The sequence below is a fragment of the Chryseobacterium sp. Leaf394 genome (assembly GCF_001424105.1).
Lineage (GTDB): Bacteria > Bacteroidota > Bacteroidia > Flavobacteriales > Weeksellaceae > Chryseobacterium.
This window is the reverse complement of record NZ_LMQH01000011.1, coordinates 274675-275806: the sequence shown is the minus strand read 5'-3', so window position 1 is coordinate 275806 and position 1132 is coordinate 274675. Positions and strand designations below refer to the sequence as shown.

Sequence of the window (1132 nt, the reverse complement as noted above, 5' to 3'; positions counted from 1 at the left end):
TTTTTTTTTGCAAAAACACTCACTCACAATCAAAATATTCTTTAACTTTGATAAAATTTAAGACAAATGACAACTATAGAACAATCTATATATCAGGAAATTAAAGAAAAATTAAAGGATGCTCCAAAAAATGTTTTGGAGAGAGTTCTTGGATATGTAGACGGTGTTTTGGAAATGGGAGATGAAGAGAATTTTCAGGATTTGAAGATGCAGGTACATGAAGATTATGCAAGCTATAAAACAGGAAAATCGCCTTTGATAGATGTTGATGAAGCTGAAAAAGCCATCGAAAATTCAATCTCAAAAAAATGAAGATTGAAGTAACGGAGCGGTTTAGAGATAAAGTTAAAAGACAAATGCAGTACATCGCCTTAGACAAACCTCTCGCCGCAAAAAAACTGAATCAACTCATCTTCCGAAAAATAAAAAATATTTCAAATTACCCTAAAATCAACAGAAAATCTATCTTCTTTGAAGACGAGAACATTCGGGATTTGATTGTAAAAGGATATTTGATTGTCTACGAAATTCTGTCTGATGAAGACAAAATTGTAGTTTTCGGTTTTTACAAATGGGAAGAAAAACTGTGATTACTCATCCTTTTTCGAAGGCACCAGAAACACATCAATCAATCCCTCAGGAAGCTGCATTTTGATCGTTCTTTCCTCACGGTCAACCTCAAGAATCCAGTCTTTAATTAATGGAATCACCACTTCTTTACCTTCAAGATTGGTCACAAAATAGTTTTGCGCCGTCTGATCATTCACAGAACGGATGATACCACAGCTTTTATCCTGCTCATCAAAAATTTCGTAGCCGATAATTTCGTGGTAGTAAAACTGTTTTCCGGTAAGCTTCGGCAAAGTCGTCAGAGGAAGGTAAACATTCTTTCCTAAAGACTGATCCACTAAGGCTTCAGAAGAATTTTTAAAAGCAATATTCAGTGCATCAAGCTTACTGAATGAAGTTTTTTCAACAAAAAAAGGAACCAGCAAACCATTGATTTCCACAAAAATAGAATCCAGTTTTTTGTAAAGTTCAGGCTGGTCTGTATCTAATTTAAGAATTACATTTCCGGCAAGACCGTGTCTGCGTGTGATCTTTCCTAGTAAGTAACAATCTTCTTTTTTCA

3 protein-coding genes are annotated in these 1132 nt (G+C 34.5%); 2 read left to right on the top strand and 1 reads right to left on the bottom strand.

The features are described 5' to 3' along the window. The first annotated feature begins 66 nt into the window (after positions 1 to 66). Together ASG21_RS05905 and ASG21_RS05900 are read left to right on the top strand one after the other, a co-directional pair. Positions 67 to 312, top strand: coding sequence for a hypothetical protein (locus ASG21_RS05905; RefSeq protein ID WP_056076999.1), 246 nt, complete (start codon positions 67 to 69; stop codon positions 310 to 312). Next, a complete protein-coding gene (locus ASG21_RS05900; RefSeq protein WP_082482368.1) occupies positions 309 to 590 on the top strand; it encodes a type II toxin-antitoxin system RelE/ParE family toxin in 282 nt (93 codons plus the stop codon). The genes ASG21_RS05905 and ASG21_RS05900 overlap by 4 nt, the downstream gene beginning before the upstream one ends. Here ASG21_RS05900 and rimM read toward each other — a convergent pair. Beyond that, a partial coding sequence (gene rimM / locus ASG21_RS05895; RefSeq protein ID WP_056076993.1) for a ribosome maturation factor RimM occupies positions 591 to 1132 on the bottom strand: 542 nt, incomplete at its 5' end.

Coding starts and splice junctions, on each gene's coding strand:
- ASG21_RS05905 (WP_056076999.1), top strand. CDS start 67: ATGACAACTATAGAACAATCTATATATCAGGAAATTAAAGAAAAATTA.
- ASG21_RS05900 (WP_082482368.1), top strand. CDS start 309: ATGAAGATTGAAGTAACGGAGCGGTTTAGAGATAAAGTTAAAAGACAA.